Raw genomic sequence first — 18286 nt, 5'->3', positions numbered from 1 at the left:
GCTTTTTACTGCTGCTCTTGGGCTAGTTCGACCAACTGTTGTGCCAACTCCTTACTCGTCCCTTCGCCCTTCGAAAGTAGCTCGTTGCAAAGTGGGGTAAGGTCGATATCAGGACGCAGCGACGCCACCTTTACCAATGCATGATAGATGACGCTGCTACTATAGAAATCGGGCGCCAAAAAGTCAGCCACGATCTGTGGGGTAGCCTGCTCTATCAAGGTGGCGGTAACGCCCTCCTCGCCCGCCAGATGATTAAGCAGTAGGTAGGGAAGGGTAGCTGAAGGGGTATGGCGATCGTACTTCCGCTCAAAGAGAGTGGAGAGTAGCTCCGCAGCAAAAGGGGCACGACGGAAGAGTCGGAAGACCAATTGCTCCGCCACTTCGAGTGTCTCCACTTCGTCTGCTAAGGTGAGTGCCTGATCCATAGTTAGCGTATCAACGGAGCGTATCATCAGAGAGAGGAGCTTCATCTCACGCACCTTCTTATGCCACATTAGGTCAGCCAACTCCTCCTCCTTTGGAAGTGACTTGGCTAGCTCTTGTAGTCTTAGGAGGTTAACCCCAAAGTTCACCTCATAATCCAATCCCATCTTACGCTGATTGGTAGAGGTTTCGCCATCCATACCACGGCGTAGCTGTAGGCGGATCTGCTGTAGCGTCTCGTGCCACTTCCCCTCGATCGTCTCTTCGATACTCTTGCTCATCACTTTATCTCATGTAGTTCAAGCCCATTGTTGTAAGTCTCCAGTGCCCCGGTAGCATGGTCACTATAGATAAGGCAGACCTTAAGCTGTGGTTGCTGCTCAAGCAACTGCTTTCCTCTTTCCAGCCCCACCGCCATCAGTGCCGTTGCCCAGGCATCGGCCTCCATACAGGTAGGGGCCACCACCGTAGCACTCAGGATATCTTGGTGGGCGGGACGACCGCTCAGCACATCAATAGTATGTGCCACCTTTTTACCCTCCACCACTTTGAAATTGCGATAGTCGCCACTCGACGCCATCCCTTCGCCGTCACACAGCTCCACCGAATAGGCCAGCTCGCTAATGGTAGAGGTGCTATCCTCGGTCGGTTTATTGATCCCCACTCTCCAGCAATGGCCATCGGGATTTACCCCTTTCGCCACGATCTCACCACCGATCTCCACCAGATAGTTGGTCACCCCATATCGCTCCAGTGTTGCCGCCACGAGGTCCACCACATACCCTTTAGAGAGGGAGGAGGGGTTGAGCGTCATCCTTGGATCGGCCTTGATGAGGCTATCGCCCTGCAGCACTAGCTTTTGCCAGCCAACAAAGGTGGCGATGCTATCTAGCTCCGCCTCGGTAGCCTGTCGTGTCACCCCTTTCTTCGTTCCAAAGCCCCAGATATCAAAGTAAGGGGCACCAGTGATATCATACCGCCCTTCGGTGGCTCGGCTCACCTCTAGCGACTTAGCCACCACCGTGCGGAGCATCTCGTCCATCACCACCGCCTCATTGCGATTGATGCGGGAGATGAGTGTGGTGCTATCAAAGGGGTTGAGCGAAGCATTAAAGGCGGTCATGGTGCTATCGATCTGCTCGGTGAGCAACTCGGGTGCCTCGTAAGTGATATTGTAAAGGGTATGGAAACGACTTCCACTTTCGTGGAAATACTCCATCTGACCAGTGCCCTCCTGGCAACTCATCAGCATCAAAGCCACGAGTGGGAGGAGTAAATGCTCAAATCTCTTCATCGATGATATAATGATTGCGTGTAGGTGACTGACGAGCCAGGAGTTCGCCAATAAATCCAGCGAGAAATAGCTGTACGCCGAGGATGATGGCGACTAGGCAGACATAGAAATAGGGCAGATCGGTAATCAATCGTGCTGGGACGCCACTCCGGAGGGCCACCAGCTTATGAACAGCTAGCACCACGAGAGCAATGAAACCGATGAGAAACATTACACTCCCCCAAAGCCCGAAGAAGTGCATCGGCTTCCGACCAAATCGTCCGGTAAACCAAAGTACCAATAGGTCTAGGTAGCCATTGACAAAGCGACTCATCCCAAACTTAGTATGCCCATACTTCCGTGGACGGTGCTGAACCACCTTTTCGCCAATCTTATGGAAGCCCGCCTGCTTCGCCATATAAGGCAAAAAGCGGTGCATATCATTATAGACCTCGATATTCTTCACCACCCGCCAGTGATAACTCTTCAATCCACAATTGAAGTCGTGCAGAGGAATGCCCGAGAAAAGCCGCACCGTAGCATTGAATAGCTTGGTCGGAAGGGTCTTAGAAAGCGGGTCGTACCGCTTCTTCTTCCAGCCACTCACGACGTCGTACCCCTCCTCCTTGATCATACGGTAGAGCTCGGGAATCTCATCAGGAGAGTCTTGGAGATCGGCATCCATCGTGATCACCACCTCCCCACGAGACTTCGTAAAGCCTACCTGAAGGCCGGGCGACTTGCCATAATTGCGGTTGAAACTCACCGCCACCACGTGAGGGTCTTTGCTCCGTAGCTCCTTGATTACCTTCCACGAGCCATCGGTGCTCCCATCATTGATGAATAGGATCTCGTACGACACCCCCATTTTACTCACCACACGAGAGATCCACTCGTGTAGCTCTGGGAGCGACTCCTCCTCATTGAATAGGGGAATCAGTATCGTCAGGTCCAGACTACATTTGTTCTCCTCCATTGGGTCGATTTCGCTTGATAAAGATACTCACTATATATATGTATAGAAGCCCTTGTACGATCATATTAAAGACCACCGTCCAGGCAATTCGCAACGGGGTAAGCCCTCTCAGCTGACTGAGTGCCTCCTGATACCCATCAATATCCTTAGTCATCTCCTGTAGCAAATTGAGCGACTCCTCCATCATCCCAATAAAGGTGGCATCCTTTAGGAGAAGCGAGAAGGCGACAAAATAGGCGAGAAATGCCACCATTAGCGATGCCAGATAGGTCCAAGAGAGATAGCTCGTCACCTCGAGATACCGTGCATAGCCACCTTTAGTAAGGTCTCTATACCGTGTCCCTACCTTATAAATAACGACGGGCACCGCTACAAAGCCAGCCACAAAAAGGAGCGTGGAGATAATTCCAAAGCGATAAAGCAAAAGCGCCAACGCCTGTACTATATAGCAACACCCAAGCCACAGCCCATCACGCCACGACTGCTCCCGGAGGTCTTGCATCACTGTCCCTGTCCCCTTTTCTATCTCTGGCTCCTGCCTATTCATTTCTCCTCACTAATGCTTCGTTGTTATTATTATGCCAATGAACCCTCTTAGCCACCACAGAGTGGTACCAGAGGGTTCAAGCGTTATCTTATTTCATAGAGATCTCTTGCCCGATATCGCCAAGGGCAAAGCGGCTTTTATTGCACCACTTCACCCTTAATGGTGAGTACTAGCGGCCCCTTCTTGCCATTGCTGTAGACAGAAACAGTCTTTACAAAAGGGTAAACTCGTCCAGTAGGATTGTAAACCACCTTGATTTCACCGCTCTTACCAGGGGCAATTGGCTCCTTGGTAAACGTAGGAGTAGTACAACCACAAGAAGAGATCACACGGGTGATCACTAGAGGCGACTTGCCCTCGTTCTTCACCACAAAGACATGGCTCACATCGCCATCGCTCTCCTTGAATACCCCGAAGTCGTGCTCAGTCTCCTTGGCCACAATCTTTGCAGCACTATCCTCCTGAGCAGAAGCCACCATTGGAAGTCCTATCAATAGGGTCATCATAATAAGTAGCGACCCGATTCTTTCCTTGATATTCATACTTTTCATATTCCTTTCCTTTCTCTAAAAATCCCTTTGCAGCACTATGGCCACAAAGCCTAATCTTCAATGTTATGATGCTACAAACTCGGTGAGGTTTAATGCCTTCCACCTCATACCAACCGTAGCAATTCAACCGATAACTACCGCAAATCTACCATAATTCCCGCTAACTACATAAAAACAGCCCTCCTCACACATCAACTATGGCCTATCTGTGATGTGCATCTCATCTTGATTCATTCGAATAGAAAAGTCCTGTACAAAGGCTTTGATAAAAGGTATGTGCTGGTTGATAACCTCTGGGTGAGACTCGCTCAAGTCATTTCCAAGCGAAGGATCTGCCACTACATCATACAGCCCTACCACGTTAGTCCCATCAAACTTGATGAGATAATTATCAATGGCAAAGATATAGCAATCATCAATCATATAAGTATAGTAGTGTGGCTTATCTGTCGCTAGCATATTTTGTCCAAAGGCAATAATCGGTTCGTCATAGCCGAGCAAGTCCAGCAAGGTAGGCATAATATCCATTTGCTGTACGATCTCATCGCTTGTCCCGATCAACCCTCCCTTAGGATCAAAGATAATGATAGGAATGCTTACTTTTCCGAGCATCGTTTTATACCGATCCAGTACACCTGGCACCGCATGATCAGCAGTGATAATAAAAATTGTATTCTCATACCAACTCTGTTGCTTCGCCGATTCGAAAAACCTCTTTAGCGAGTAATCAGTGTAGCCAATACACTGATGCAATGGAATCTCACCCTTAGGGAATACTCCCTCATACTTTTCTGGAACTGCAAATGGGTGATGTGAACTTGTGGTAAACTCCACCGCCACAAACGGCTCCTTAAACGTCCCTATCTTATCCGACACAAACTGCAAGAAGGGCTCATCCCAGATACCCCACATTCCATCAAACTGACTATCGTCATTGAACTCACTCATCCCGAAGTAATCGTCAAAACCAAGCTTATAGGCCAAAGCATCAAACCCAAGAGAGCCATTTCTCGCATTGTGGAAAAAGGCTGTGTAATACCCTTTCCGCTTAAGCCTATTAGCGATAGAAGTGAGGTCATTACCAGCATAAATGGAATTGACAAAAGTGGTGCCAGGCTTCAGAATAGATGCCAAAATACTGGGCATCGCATCTTGAGAGTGGCTACCATTGGCATACGCTCTTGTAAAGGTATAAGCCTGCGGTATAATAGAATCAATAAATGGGGTATACCCTTCATATCCCTCTATATCCTTATTGAGTGCACCCACCCACTCTCGAGCAAAGCTCTCCCAGATGATCAGCACTACATTTCGGCCTTCAAACTGCCCACTGTATGGCGAAGCATCGGGTAGCTTTTTATAGCTTGAGTAATACTCCTTGAGCTCCGAAGAGGTAAAGTACTCATACCGCCTCAGACTGCTATTGGTATAGGAGTATAGCACGCTAAATGGGGTATTGATCACCATGGGGTGTTGCTCTGGCCTCTCCGTGTATTTCGTGGTGATATCAAGTGTAATAGGCATTCTCTTGGTCGTCGAAAAGGTGAGCCGAGAGTCCTTGCCATAAAAAGCGAATAAGACTGCCACAATCCAAATGAGCGAATAGAGTGCGCCCCTTCTTTCCGCCACCCATGTGCCAGCCGCGAGGATCCCCTTCCGTGAATAGAAGTAGTGTAGTACACCCCACGCTACAATAATCATTAGCCCAATCACCGATACCCCTCGAACCTGTATATAAGGTCTAACTATCACCAAAGTTAATAGCAATATAGGAGGTGCAAAATATCCCAAACGAAGCCACAACCCCTTCACACCGCTTCGTACCAGACAAATTAAGAGTATCAAGCAAAGCAAACCTACCCCTACCAACTTTGAGGTAATAGGATACATGCAGGTAACTAATATCACCAAGAGAGCAGAGAGGGAGAGAGGGAAGAGCCACTTCTCGCCCACTTCCTTACCTTTTAGTCGAGAGAGGATAAACCCACTACTGCCTACCCATATCCAAAGACCTAATAGCACCAATCCTAGCACCGTTAGATGCCAGTAATCAACTAGAAAGCGCAAGAACATCAACGGATTCTCATTGGAGAATTCCTTAAACACCGAAATCCCTGTACGATGAAGCGTAAAGCGAAAGTAGACCACATCTACTAGATTCATCACGATGAATGGAAGGTTTAGGATAAAGTAGAGTATGCTCATCAGCTTAAGACTCCACCTCTTGGTCATAAACCGAAAAGGAAGCATTTGGAGGGCAATCCAAACAAGATTAATCCAGCATATCGCAGAGATATCATACCGCAAACCACCTAGTAAGAGCCTTCCAAAGGCAGAAAGACTTGAGACCTCTAGTAGGTCGCGGTTATTATAAAAAAAGGCAAGGCGACAGAGTGTGTATATCACGAGTAGCAGAAACAGCCGATACCCTACCAATAGAAGAATATTGGGAGTTTTACCATCATATCCTTGCCCCTTTACTTCCTGACCTTGACCCATTGAACCAACTGAGACCATACAAGTCTTATCCTCCATACGCTATTTTTATATTATATTATCTAGAATCCCAATGAATTATTATTCTGCAAAGATATTCATAATCCTCCGCATCACATAGCCCCCTAGTTAATCACCTAGGGGTTACCCATTAAAAAGGGCATACCATGGGGCATTCAAAGGGGTGTCCATAGGAGAGAACCCCAGCCGAGGGGTCCCCCTGGGGGTATTATTCTTCCGACTTGTCCGACTCGTCCGATAAGGCACGCCCACCCGAGAACCTCCGCACAGCACCCTGTCGATTGCGGATGAGGTCACGTCGGCGAGATTGATTCGCCGTTGGCCTATTGGAGTTGGGACTCTCTTTGTACCCTACAATTTCCTCGCCATTTCCCCTCCACCTCAAAATTATTACCTATCTTTGCCAAAGGAAAAATATCACACAACATCACATAGTTTCAAGACACGAGATGAAGAACATTCTTATCATTGGATCTACAGGTCAGATCGGCACTGAGCTAGCCATGTACCTGAGAGGAATCTACAAAGAAGGGCAAGTAGTAGCAGGATACATCAAGGCTCAACCACCAAAGCAAGAGCTCCTAGAGAGTGGCCCTTGCGAAGAGGTGGACATCACCAATGCACAGCAGATTGCCGACGTGGTGAAGAAATACAATATTGATACCATCTACAATCTTGCTGCGCTCCTATCAGCAGTAGCCGAAAACAAACCTCAGCTGGCTTGGAAAATAGGACTCGGCGGATTATTCAACACCCTAGAGGTGGCACGCGAGATGAATTGTGCCGTCTTCACCCCTAGCTCTATCGGAGCTTTCGGTCCTGGCACTCCTAAAGATAAGACCCCCCAAGATACCGTACAGCGTCCTACCACCATGTATGGCGTCACCAAGGTATCAGGCGAATTGCTTGGCGATTACTACCACCGTCGTTTCGGAGTAGATACCCGCTCAGTACGCTTCCCTGGCCTTATCTCCAATGTAGCGCTCCCTGGTGGAGGCACCACTGACTACGCAGTAGATATCTACTACAAGGCAGTACAAGAGGGCAAGTTTGTCTGCCCAATCGCCGAAGGCACCTACATGGATATGATGTATATGCCCGATGCACTACACGCCATGGTACAGCTAATGGAGGCCGATCCTACTAAGCTCATTCACCGCAACTCTTTCAACATCGCCAGCATGAGCTTCCAACCAGGAGATATCTACGCCGCTATTAAGCGACAGATGCCCAGCTTCGAGATGGTCTATGACGTAGACCCACTCAGACAGGCAATTGCAGAGTCATGGCCAAATTCACTCGACGACACTTGTGCTCGCGAAGAGTGGGGCTGGGCACCCAAGTACGACCTCGATAGCATGACAACCGATATGCTTCGCGTTCTCACCGAGCGTTACAAAAAGTAACTTCCCCCACAACACCATACAAAGTCTCCTAGGCATCCTCCCCGATCCTAGGAGACTTTTTTATTGCATAAAAGTCCGATTAGCCACCTCAGTTAAGGAGAATGCAACACGAAGATCCACACTCTAGTTAAGAGAGCAAAAGTTGAGTTGCAACTAAGCATTTACTGAGATGCAACTAAGCATTTGCTTTGTTGCATCTAACCGATCGCTTAGTTGCAACAAAGCAAACGACAAAACACGGCACTGATTATCAGGTATTTACAAGAGGGCTCCCAACGGCTTATATTTCATCATAATTCAATGTGTAAAAATCCTCCTGCATCGTCATAAAACATTTGCAGGCAAATGTCTGAAAATGGCACTTTGCAGAAGAACCTCTTAATTAGAATAGAGTTGTCTAATAGAGGCTCCAATTAAAATATTTTTGCAAGGCTTAGCCATTGATACTATAATTTGGTACCTTTGTAACTGCTAACAAGGAATAAAAAGGGGAGTAACCACCTTTCCTTTGCTGTACAACCACATTCGCACCTAACGAATACGAAGTGGAACATGAGTAATAATTGTTTTATAATTTAATACGTTCAAAAACTAAGGTATGAGTTTCAACTACTTGTGCAAAGTCCGTATCGCATTCCTCGTGATGCTCCTTGGACTCACTGCACCCAATGCTCTAGCCCAGACCATCACCGTGAAAGGTGTGGTCACGGACGCCACTTACAATGAGCCCGTAATAGGGGCCACTGTAGTGCTAGTAGAAGATACCTCCAAAGGTATGCTAACTAGCTTAGATGGTGAATTTACACTAACTGGAGTGCCAAAGAATGGTACCATACGTGTCTCCTACGTGGGATACAAGACTATTGAGGTGCCTATCAACGGCCAAACCACCCTCAACATCGTTATCCAAGAAGATAATGAACTCCTCGACGAAGTAGTAGTCACCGCACTCGGTATCAAACGCTCCGAGAAAGCCCTCTCCTACAACGTCCAAGAGCTCAAAGGCGAGGCTCTTAACAAACTAGCAGATGCCAACTTTGTGAATAACCTCAATGGTAAAGTAGCCGGAGTGACCATCAATAGTAGCTCTGCAGGTATGGGTAGTGCTAGTAAAGTGGTCATGCGTGGTACGAAATCTATTGATGGCAATAATAACGCCCTCTATGTGATTGATGGTGTGCCCATCTTCTCTACTACGACCAAGCAAGGATCAGGACAATTTGATTCCAATGGTAGTACTGAGGGTGCCGCTGATATCAACCCCAATGATATTGAGAGCATCAGTGTCCTCACAGGTGCTTCAGCAGCAGCACTTTATGGTAGTGCCGCAGCCAATGGTGCGATCCTCATCACCACTAAAAAGGGTGCCTCTGGAAAGCCAAGAGTTACTTTCTCGACCAATAATGATTGGGGAGTTCCAATGTGGCTTCCTGAGTTTCAGTACCGTTATGGAAGCGATGGCAGACAAACCTCATGGGGCAGTCCAATAGGCAACCAGTGCGATGGCTATTATAGAATTGAAGACTTCCTGCAGACAGCATTCAACACCAATAACTCTGTCTCCGTATCTGGTGGCTCAGACCGCAACCAAACTTATCTCTCGGTCAGCACGACTAATTCATGGGGCTTGGTGCCAAATAACAGGTATGAACGCTACAACTTCACTGCACGAAATACCTCTTCACTACTTGAGGATCGTCTATCTATAGACCTCTCCACTAGCTATATCATCCAAAAGCACAATAATATGGTGAACCAAGGTGAGTATATGAACCCCCTTGCTTCTGCTTACTTGATGCCTAGGAGTGAACACACAGACAATGTAAAGAACTTTGAACAGTTTGATGCCGACAGAAATATATATGTACAAAACTGGCGGTATGGAGCTGGTGAATACACACTTCAGAATCCTTTTTGGGTTGCCTATCGAAACCTACGACACAGCAAGAGAGAGCGCTACATGCTTTCTGCTACCGTAGCCTACGACCTTATGAAGTGGAACGAAGCAGAGAAGTGGAACATTCAAGGGCGTGTACGCTCCGATGTAACCAATGGACTAGCCACAGATAGCCGATATGCTACCACTGAAAAGATCAATGTAGAGAGTGCTAAGAACGGCTATTACGGAGAGGAAAAGTCAACCGACCGTCAAACCTATGCCGATGTATTGAGTACCTTTAACAAGAGCTTTGAACTGGGTAGTCAAAGGCTAAATATCAATGCCACCCTAGGAGCTTCTATTCAGGACACTCGTTTTGAAAGCTCCACAGTAAGAGGACCACTCAGAGATGCAGGTGCTGCCAATCTATTCAACACCTTCAATATAGATCAAGACCACCCAAAGAGTGTAGCTTTCCCTGAGGGTTGGATTGAGCAAACTCAAAGTATCTTTGGGAGCTTGGAGCTAGGTCTTAATTCTTACCTATTCCTGACTGTGACAGGCCGTAACGACTGGGCTTCCCAGCTAGCCAATTCACCTCACAAGTCATTCTTCTACCCATCTGTAGGTCTCTCAGGCGTGATCACTGATATGCTTAGTGCCGATACTAAGACTAAGATCTCCCCAGTGCTAGGTTATCTACAGGTAAGAGCCTCATTTAGCTCGGTAGCTTCACCTTTCCAAAGAGGTCTGACCACCCCTACCCTCGTGAAGGACTTTGAGACTAAAGGCTATAGCGACCTGACCCATTTCCCAGTTGGAGAGCTTTTCCCTGAGCGAACCGACTCTTACGAAGTGGGCTTCTCTAGCAAGTGGTTTAGCAATCGCTTTACACTTGATATGACCTACTACCTTACAGACACGAAAAACCAAACATTCTTCGTCGAAGTGCCAGCAGGATCTGGTTATAGTGGCATGTATCTCCAAACAGGTATGGTACGCAACCAAGGTATTGAGCTGGCTGCTGGGCTGCACCTCGGCAATAACGATGGATGGGCCTTTAACTCCAATCTCACCCTTGGATATAACCACAATGAGATTAAGGAGCTAGCAGAGAACTATACCAACCCAATTACTAAGGAGAAGGAATCTAAAGAATTCCTCGAAATAGGTGCTCTAGGCATAAAATATGTTCTCCAAAAAGGGGGAACTCTTGGAGACATTTACACTGACCAAGACTTCAGTCGCGACAGCAGAGGGGACATCATCCTCAATGCCGATGGTTCTCTTGGAATTAGAGGGCTTGACGCAAAAGAGCGTGTAAAGCTAGGTAGTGTCCTCCCAAAGGTCAATGCAGGGTGGAGTAATGAAATCTCTTACAAAGGATTGGCCGTAGGGGCAACACTTACCGGTCGCTTTGGGGGTGTCGTTGTTTCCATGACGCAGGCAGCTCTAGACAACTATGGAGTTTCGGAGCGTACTGCCGCTGCACGTGACCGTGGATACGTGCAGGATGGCAACATCTTTATGAATCCTGAGCGCTTCTTTACCACGATAGGTAGCAAACGTATGGCACAATACTACACCTACGATGCCACTAATATACGTATCCAAGAGGCTCACATAGCTTACAACTTACCAAGGAAATGGTTTAATGACGCTGTGGGTGTCCACCTATCTCTCTTCGGTCGCAATCTAGCCTTCCTTTACAATAAGGCTCCATTCGACCCTGAGGCAGTTTCTAGCACAGGCAACTATTCACAGGGGCTTGACTATTTTATGATGCCTACTCAGACTAGCTTTGGCTTCAATGTCAAGGTAGACTTTTAATGGTTAATGCGTTTATTGAAAGATAACAATTATGAATAAGATATTATTCCCTCTCGTCGCACTATTCCTAGGTGTCTCCCTAGTGGGATGTACCAAGAATTTTGAGGAGTACAATCGTGACCTTGGAGGTGTTACAAGAGATGACCTCGGTAGTCTACCCAAAGGTGGCTCACAGGTCAAAAAACTTGCTCAATGGCTCATCCCTAATCAAGAGAATGGTTATCAAATGACCTTTGATATGCTATCCCCCTACTCCGGCTTTGCTGGCGCCCCTAGCTTTGTCTCTGACTTTGCTGCGTACAGCCCAAGAATTGGTTGGAATGACTACCCTATGGTAGATACCTTTACCAAGCACCTTCTTCCAGACTATATGAGTGTTTATGGTGCTACTGATGGCGATATCAACCACCCAGCGATGGCACTAGCCACCATTACGAGAGTGGCTATCACTCACTATATCTCGGACATTTATGGTCCTCTACCTTACTCAAAGGTTAATGGTGCCAACCTTTCTGTGCCTTACGACACACAAGAGGAGCTTTACAAAAACATGCTTGAGGATCTAAAGAAAGCATCAGAGTCTTTGATGGGCCCTGCAGGTGCTTCTGCTATGTATGCAGATTATGATGAGATGTATGGCGGCAATCTTAGAAACTGGGCTACCTACGCAAGATCACTAATTCTTCGTATGTCAATCCGAATATCAGGAGTAGCTCCCGAACTGGCTAAGGAGTATGCTGAGTGGGCAGTTGCTAATGGGGTAATTGAGTCCAACGCCTTGAATGCTAAGACACCAAGTACTGACAACCCTTTAGCAAAAACCAATGGGTGGAACGACTCTCGAGTTGGAGCTGACATCGTGGAATACCTACTAGCGTTCAACGACCCTCGCACTGATGCATACTTTACTAAGGTGCGAGACGGAAAGCCTTTTGGCTTGCGCTCACCTAGTAGCTCTATCAAAGGTAATGCAGCAATCATCTCTAGCTACTCTAGCCCTAATATTACGTCATCAAGCCCCATCTATCTGCTTACTGCAGCAGAGGTGGCCTTCCTGAAAGCCGAAGGTAAGTTGCTTGGCTGGAACGTTAGCGACAAGTCGGCAAAAGAGCTTTATGAAGAGGGCATCCGCCTATCTTGTGAGCAATGGGGTGTAGAGCTACCAGAGGAGTATCTACAGAATACCAATAAGCGAGGTGGCTTTGTTGATAAAGTCCTACCTGAGACAAGTTTACCCGACTTTAGCTCTGATATCACAGTCAATTGGGACGATGCCAATGGCGATGTAGAGAAGCAAAAGGCCAAGATCATCACACAAAAGTGGATCGCGCTCTTCCCTTATAATACTGTAGAGGCGTGGAGCGAGTGGCGTAGGACAGGCTACCCCAACCTTCTCCCTGCAGTTGTTAATTCAAGTTCAGGTGAGGTACAACAAATCACCCAAGTCAATGGAAGAGACACTGGCGGTATGCAACGCCTAAAGTTTGTCTCAAGCGAGAAGACTCAGAATGCCACAAACGTAGCTGCCGCCATCCAAGACATTGGAGGTAAAGATAGCTATGGAGCACCCCTATGGTGGGCAAAAAGAAACTAAACAGATGAGGAAGTAATCGTTATGAATAAGAAAATGACTAAGTGGGTACTTGCCACAATCATAGGTCTCGCACTACTCTCTTGCAACAAAAATGTAAGAATAGAGCCTGCTGAGGTGGTTACCCCACGCAATGAAATCAATACCGAAACTCTTGAGAGTTATAAAAATAGCCTACTTGGCCGACCCATCGTCATGGCAATGCACTATGGATGGGGTGCTGATGGTGGCTCAGGAGCACAGCTCTACAGACTACCTGATTATCTGGATGTAGTAGTGGTGAAGGATAGCCGACACCAGTTACTTGGTTGGATGGAGAAAGACCTATCTACCACACAACAAGTAAAGAAGACCAAAGTACTCAATGCTATTGACTTCCACGCCATTGACACTCAGTATGCCGATGAGCTCAAGACAAAGTTCAAACGTCAGCGCGATAAACTTAGAAATAGCTGGAAAGACTTGGAGACTCCACTAACACCTGAAGAGCAAGCTGAGCAACTCGCAAACCTCGAAAAGGCCCTTACCGAAGAGCTACATACCAATGCTCTAGCCAAGGCGACTAAAGACACCGAAGAGCAAGTTGACGCGATTAGCAAATATGGCTTTGACGGTATCTGTGTAAAGCTCCCTGAGAATTTCCAATTGATTTCCAAGGAAGAGGCTACCCAATTACTCTCCAAGATCACAGCTGTAGCTGGTGGTGCCAATAAAGCCCTCCTAGCTATTGAGGCACCCTTTGAGGAAGCTCGTGCGGAGATCGAGAAAGCCACTTGGATCATCTTCAATAAGAAGGTATTGGAATACCGTCTCTCAAATTTTGAGAGTGAGGCACTCCAATGGAAAGACAATAGGTATCTACCCTCAGCAAGCTTCAAGGGAAAAGATCAGAAAGAGGGCTTTATGGATGAGACCCACTTCTCACTAGACGAGCTACCCCGTATGCAATCCATCCTTTACTGGCAAGCACCCAATAAGGCAGGCGTGGCGTATTACCACACAGAGCTAGATGCCAGCAATGTAGTAGAGACTATGCCTTATGGCACCCTTACCTCTCTCATTGATAAGCAAAGAGTATTAAACAAGTAAGACGACAACACTATGAATACAAATAACTGGGTATGTAAGAGCATCGTACTTCTCTTGATCTCTCTAGCTCTAGCTTCGTGCGATAAAGAGAAGCACCTTGAGGGCGGAGAGCTCACTGAGCAAAGTGCCACCCTAGAGATCATTACCAAAGACAAGACCGAGTTGGCGGACCCCTATACCTTACGCAGTATAGAGATCGATAAGCCTGAGATTGAGCAGACCACTATTGACCTCAGAGCTCACCTTACGCTATCTACTGAAGGTGAGAAGGCCATCTCCATATCAATTGATGAAGAAGCAGCAAAAAAATATGGTAAAGGCAATGTAAAGTTACTGCCTTCATCAGCCATCTCTATTCCTAAGGAGATTACACCGATTCCTGCTTTTGCAGTTACTAGTGAGCCAATTTCTGTCACTATCAACCTCACTGACGAGATCGAGTTTGATGAAATCTATACATTTGCCCTCAGACTTGACCCTATTAATGGAGCGAAGATGAATAAACCAAATGATGTGGTTATCTTTACTCTATTGAGGGAAGAGAATAAAGTACAAGTCAAAAAAGCTGTACTACTCACTAGAGACTTCTACTTTGACCTTGCAAAAGACTTTTCACATAGGGGCGACTTCACTATGGAGTGCTTGGTAAATGCACAAAAGTTCAGAGACTCTGAAGACGAAGGTGAGGCACAAATTTCTACCCTTATGGGTATAGAGGGCGGCACACTACTCCGCTTTGGTGATGCTGGAGTACCAGGGAATAAACTCCAAGCTGCTGGTGAAGTGATTGACTTGCCATTTGAGACCAAGGCATGGTATCACGTTGCTTTCACTTACGAGGCAGCCACTCAAATTGTTACAGTTTACATAGATGGCGAGATGAAATCTTCATTCAGGAAGCCTTGCTCCATCGTTCCAAGAGGAGACAAGTGGTATATTGGCAGAAGCTATAGCGGGGGCAGAGGATTATATGCCATGCTTGCTGAGGTGCGTGTATGGAAAAGTGTCCGTAAACCTGCTGAGCTCTTAGAGCATATGCTGAAAGAAGACCCTACCAACCCAGCACTACTTGCCTATTGGAAGATGGATGCTGCAGAAGGAGCTACAGTCACCGATCTTACTGGCAATGGACACGATCTCGTCCTTAGGGTACAGCAAGGCGGTGCCGACCCTAAAGTAAATGTAGTAACGCTTGATAGTCCACTTGAGAGTGTAGAGAAGTAAGCAGATAAAGAAAGAATATAAATATGAAAAAGTATATCTTCACCCTACTTGGAGCGGCTTCAATGGCTCTCCTCACTGTAGGTTGTCAAAAGAATCTCACTATAGAGATGCCCGGACCTGACCCTCTAGAGGAAAAGGTACTCCTAGGTGAGCCTAGCATCGTAGATGCTGAGACAGGCGAGCAATTATTCAGTACCACGTACTATGACGGCACTGTAGACCTCAACGTGACACTACCTAGCAAAGAATCTACCATAGAGCTACTTCCTTACGACGAAGAGACCTATAGTAAGGTGCTAGGAGCACTCAAGAAAAAAGACCCCTTCGGTCAATACACCATATTGCCTGAAGGCAATGCAACCCTTGCCCTCAAGGATGGAGCAGACGCTACTCATAAGGTAATAGAAGCCACTCTCACAGGGATAGAGGAGCTTCCCTACAGCATCTACAATTTGCCAGTATTGGTAAAAATAGATGATCAAGTGGTAGCACACTTCATCAAGGTTCCTCTAATGGGTGCCTTTGTGCCTCTCTCCGAGGAAAATAAAAAGCCACTCCCAACTGTAGAGGGCTATACCGAGCCTATCAAGATGGTTGCTTATGTAGAGACCAACGATTGGGATCCCCGCAATATCGCCAACTTCGTGCTAAAGGATAGCAAGCTACCAGTATTCGATATGATCGTATGCTTTGCTGCCAACATGAATTACGACCTCACCAATCAGAGACGTGTACTATTCTTCAATAGTGAGCTTCAACCTATTGTCAATAATCCTGATGTGTTCATCAAGCCAATTCGCGATAGGGGCATCAAACTCATTATGGACATTCTACCCAATCACCATGGTGTAGGATATCACAACTTCCAGAGCTACGAAGAGGCACTAGACTTTGCTAGTCAGTTGAAGTACTGGTCTGAAAAGGCGGGCATTGACGGATGGGACGTGGACGAAGAGTATGCAGAATATCATAAGCTTCCCGACCTAAGATATAAGGAGCAGTCTGGGCTATGGTTCCTACGAGCACTACGTGAGACCCTGCCCAATACACTAATTACCCACTACGAGTACAACTCACCATTTAGAGCAGATAGGACAGATGAGACGGGAAAGACTGCAGCCGACTATATCGACTACGGTTGGACTGATTACGGTGTTCCTGGCCCTAGCACGATTGGTATCCCCAACAATCGGTTTGGCAACAAATCAATTCAAGCTAGCTACAATCAATTAAGCAGAGGAGCATCAACTGCACGCTCTATTCTTAATGAAAAGATGCAGTGCCTGATGATCTTCAATATGACAGTAACGAAGGACAATTGTGATAGCTTTGCAGCACAGCTCTCCGAGATTACTCAAGTCTTCTACGGCGAAGATTGTATATACTCTGGCCCTCACTTTATAGGACCAAAGGGTAAATAATTACAGCAAAAGAATTTAGAGACATGAAAAATATACTATCCAAAGGACTTATCCTCGTGATGGCTCTCTTTGCTCTCACTTCTTGTGACAAAGACCAGCCCAATGAGGAGCAGAAAGAGGTGCCAAACCTAGTAGTAGAGCTATCCGAAGCCACACTACAGCCAAATCAGTCACTCGAAATACCTATTAAGAGTGGCTCAGGTAACTATCTAGTCTCCATACCACAGATAGGTATAGCGACTGCTTCAGTCACCAAGGAGAGCGTTACCCTCACTGGTATCAAAATAGGTGAGACCTTGCTGACCATCACCGATAAAGTATCACGTCAAAGCAAGGAGATCAAGGTGAGCATAGAGGCCGAGCCAGTTTTGAAGCTCTCTCACCGTGAGCTTAAGACTTCGGTAGGTGCCACCAGCATTGTTACGATCCTCAATGGCTCCTCAAAGTACGAAGCTGAGCTAAGTGACCCTGCATTGGGTACTTACTACTTCCAAGAGCAAAACTTCGTATTTACAGCTAAGAAGGTGGCAACTGGCACCATTACTATCAAAGATACCGAGCTAGGCTTCTCTAAAAGCATCAATGTTGAAATCACCCCTACGCCACTACTACTCAATACGTATGACATAACAATACCTACTGGAGACAGCAAGAATATCTCTATCACGAGTGGATCAGGTGACTACACCATTACTTGTGATAAGCCCGAGCTAGTGAAGATCGTGGTCAATCGCAATACCATTATCCTTACAGCGACAGCAGTAGGCGAAGGAACCATCACGGTTAAGGACAATATTACCGAACAGGTTAAGGAGATTAAATTAACCACCACGCTACAGCCATTCGTTACCACTATTGATGATACGGATGAACTCACAGTCTATTTCTATGAGGGTAGTGAAAAGAATGTTCAGATCTACACCGGTAATGGAAACTATGAGATAGTGGTTGAGGATGAAGAGGTCATCACCGCTACATTGGTCAATAAGACGGTAAAACTCATTCCACATAAGGAGGGTGAATCCTTACTAACTATTAAAGACATCATTTCAGGCAATGAAGTCTCTACTAAGGTAGTAGTGAAAGCACCTCAACAATTGATAGTATTCTCTCAGCAAAAAGTAATCGTAAATGCTGGTTCAAGTGTGACCATTAGAATTATTGAAAACAATTCAGGACGAAATAATTGGTCGCTCTATTTTAATACTGTTAATGCATCAATTGCAATGGCTAATAAATCGTGGTGGGGAGATGACATAACGATTTATGGACAAATGGTTGGACAAACCACCTTGCTAGTTAAAGATGACTACGGCAATGTTTATGGTTCATTAGCTATTGAGGTAATATAAAAACCTATTACTATCCTATAAACCTTTTGCGAGTGACTACCTTAATGGCAGTCACTCGCTTTTTTTTATTCAAGGAGACTGATGTATGAAGCCGACCTACTTTTCTAGGGTAGTATCCCAAAAAGTGTGTAAGGCAGAATGCCTCTTTGAACTGCAAAAGTACTTATTTTTTTCGCTTTGCTTCCCATAAACAACAAAGATAGACCA

14 protein-coding genes are annotated in these 18286 nt (G+C 46.4%); 7 read left to right on the top strand and 7 right to left on the bottom strand.

The genetic code is table 11. The features are described from left to right. Positions 1-5: 5 nt before the first annotated feature. From A3GK_RS0104235 to A3GK_RS11420, 7 genes are all read right to left on the bottom strand, one after another. The gene (locus tag A3GK_RS0104235) at positions 6-704 is read right to left on the bottom strand and encodes a DNA alkylation repair protein (RefSeq protein ID WP_018028239.1); all 699 of its coding nucleotides are present in this window, start codon (positions 702-704) and stop codon (positions 6-8) included. Continuing rightward, a complete protein-coding gene (locus A3GK_RS0104230) occupies positions 704-1717 on the bottom strand; it encodes an FAD:protein FMN transferase (RefSeq protein WP_018028238.1) in 1014 nt (337 codons plus the stop codon). The genes A3GK_RS0104235 and A3GK_RS0104230 overlap by 1 nt, the downstream gene beginning before the upstream one ends. After that, positions 1704-2672, bottom strand: a complete 969-nt coding sequence (locus A3GK_RS0104225) for a glycosyltransferase family 2 protein (RefSeq protein WP_018028237.1) — start codon at positions 2670-2672, stop codon at positions 1704-1706. The genes A3GK_RS0104230 and A3GK_RS0104225 overlap by 14 nt, the downstream gene beginning before the upstream one ends. Continuing rightward, positions 2653-3219 (bottom strand): DUF4199 domain-containing protein, encoded by a 567-nt coding sequence (locus A3GK_RS0104220; protein ID WP_018028236.1) that lies wholly within the window; start codon positions 3217-3219, stop codon positions 2653-2655. Before A3GK_RS0104220 ends, A3GK_RS0104225 begins: the two co-directional genes overlap by 20 nt. Before the next feature lie 137 nt (positions 3220-3356). Continuing rightward, on the bottom strand, positions 3357-3770 hold the full coding sequence (locus tag A3GK_RS0104215) for a DUF1573 domain-containing protein (protein ID WP_018028235.1): 414 nt from the start codon (positions 3768-3770) through the stop codon (positions 3357-3359). Between the two features lie 195 nt (positions 3771-3965). Beyond that, positions 3966-6305, bottom strand: coding sequence for an LTA synthase family protein (locus tag A3GK_RS10995; RefSeq protein ID WP_018028234.1), 2340 nt, complete (start codon positions 6303-6305; stop codon positions 3966-3968). A 190-nt stretch (positions 6306-6495) separates the two neighbouring features. Continuing rightward, entirely contained in the window at positions 6496-6672 is a 177-nt protein-coding gene (locus tag A3GK_RS11420; RefSeq protein WP_155799428.1) for a hypothetical protein, read from the bottom strand. 64 nt (positions 6673-6736) lie between these two features. Here A3GK_RS11420 and A3GK_RS0104205 point away from each other — a divergent pair, with 64 nt between their 5' ends. The 7 genes from A3GK_RS0104205 (at position 6737) to A3GK_RS0104175 (ending at position 18079) form a co-directional block, all read left to right on the top strand. Next, on the top strand, positions 6737-7693 hold the full coding sequence (locus tag A3GK_RS0104205; RefSeq protein WP_018028233.1) for an NAD-dependent epimerase/dehydratase family protein: 957 nt from the start codon (positions 6737-6739) through the stop codon (positions 7691-7693). 598 nt (positions 7694-8291) lie between these two features. Beyond that, entirely contained in the window at positions 8292-11402 is a 3111-nt protein-coding gene (locus A3GK_RS0104200) for a SusC/RagA family TonB-linked outer membrane protein (RefSeq protein WP_018028232.1), read from the top strand. Between the two features lie 31 nt (positions 11403-11433). After that, a complete protein-coding gene (locus A3GK_RS0104195; RefSeq protein ID WP_018028231.1) occupies positions 11434-12996 on the top strand; it encodes a SusD/RagB family nutrient-binding outer membrane lipoprotein in 1563 nt (520 codons plus the stop codon). Positions 12997-13017: 21 nt separating this feature from the next. Further along, a complete protein-coding gene (locus A3GK_RS10990) occupies positions 13018-14082 on the top strand; it encodes a glycoside hydrolase family 18 (RefSeq protein WP_018028230.1) in 1065 nt (354 codons plus the stop codon). A 12-nt stretch (positions 14083-14094) separates the two neighbouring features. Further along, complete coding sequence (locus A3GK_RS0104185) at positions 14095-15306, top strand: DUF1735 and LamG domain-containing protein (RefSeq protein ID WP_018028229.1); 1212 nt, start codon at positions 14095-14097, stop codon at positions 15304-15306. A 23-nt stretch (positions 15307-15329) separates the two neighbouring features. Continuing rightward, the gene (locus A3GK_RS10415; protein ID WP_018028228.1) at positions 15330-16727 is read left to right on the top strand and encodes a glycoside hydrolase family 18 protein; all 1398 of its coding nucleotides are present in this window, start codon (positions 15330-15332) and stop codon (positions 16725-16727) included. 23 nt (positions 16728-16750) lie between these two features. Further along, positions 16751-18079: a hypothetical protein gene (locus A3GK_RS0104175; RefSeq protein WP_018028227.1), complete on the top strand. Its 1329-nt coding sequence runs from the start codon at positions 16751-16753 to the stop codon at positions 18077-18079. The last annotated feature ends 207 nt before the right edge of the window (positions 18080-18286 follow it).

The organism is Porphyromonas somerae DSM 23386 (genome assembly GCF_000372405.1).
Lineage (GTDB): Bacteria > Bacteroidota > Bacteroidia > Bacteroidales > Porphyromonadaceae > Porphyromonas_A > Porphyromonas_A somerae.
This window is presented reverse-complemented; position numbering and strand designations above follow the sequence as displayed.